At 29.8% G+C, this 956-nt stretch carries 1 protein-coding gene and 1 pseudogene; one reads left to right on the forward strand and one right to left on the reverse strand.

All coding sequences use genetic code 11. From position 1 onward, the window contains the following. Nucleotides 1–365 (forward strand): annotated as a pseudogene (locus B0A58_RS16405) (hypothetical protein); the annotation flags it as partial. 50 nt (nt 366–415) lie between these two features. On the opposite strand, the gene B0A58_RS05105 reads toward B0A58_RS16405, so the two are convergent. Next, the gene (locus tag B0A58_RS05105; RefSeq protein WP_089080138.1) at nt 416–649 is read right to left on the reverse strand and encodes a helix-turn-helix domain-containing protein; all 234 of its coding nucleotides are present in this window, start codon (nt 647–649) and stop codon (nt 416–418) included. Nucleotides 650–956 lie beyond the last annotated feature (307 nt).

Below are 956 nucleotides of genomic sequence, written 5' to 3' on the forward strand. Positions count from 1 at the left end.
TAGGAAATGACACATCTGACAATGCAAGTGCAATTAGTAAAGTTGAAGTATTAGGCGAATTTGTATCTTCACACGATGGAAAGAATCAAATTTATGCAAAAAATGGTAGAACAATTATAGGTAATATAAACCCAAATCTTTTAACTCAAATCAACACGCAAGACCCAAACACGGATTACAAACTCATCGTAAACGGCAAAGTGCGTGTACGCAACGAAGTATATGTCAAGGAAGCAGGACTAACTTGGCCCGACTACGTTTTTGCAAACGATTACAAACTCATGCCACTACAACAAGTAGCACAACACATACAAGAAAAAGGCCACTTGCCTAACATGCCAAGCGCTACCGAGGTATCAAAATAGGTACACAAGTGGGGCGTTGTTTGTTCGAGGGTATTTATTCTTAATCAATATTAAAAATTTAAAAGTTCTTCTAAACTAACTTCTAAAGCATTTGCAATTTTTAATAGAGTAATTATGGTTGGATTTCTTTTGCCTGCTTCAATAGTATTATAATTGCTTTTATCAAAACCACAACGATAAGCAATTTCAGTCTGACTAATTTTTTTTAATTTTCGTATATGTTTTATATGGTTTCCTAAAGAAACTAAAAATTCTATATCGCTATTTTGTAATTTGTCATTCACGGTGCGATATTCTGAATATTAAAATAAAAAAAGTTATTATATATTATAACTTTTAAAATAATTTGTCTATATTTGCAACACAATTATTTGCTATTAAACATAAAAAGTCTTTAATTGTTAAAAAAAACATCATTCATACACTATATTTGAATAAAATGAATTACTTTTAAGCAAATAAACAAAATCAAAAATTTATGAAAAAATCATTTTTATTAAAAGGACTTACAATACTTTTATTACTAACCCTTTTTGGGTGTACCACCAATGAATACTACACAACTGCACCTACAGAAAACATAGGCAAAAC

Source organism: Flavobacterium branchiophilum NBRC 15030 = ATCC 35035 (genome assembly GCF_002217205.1).
Classification (GTDB): domain Bacteria; phylum Bacteroidota; class Bacteroidia; order Flavobacteriales; family Flavobacteriaceae; genus Flavobacterium; species Flavobacterium branchiophilum.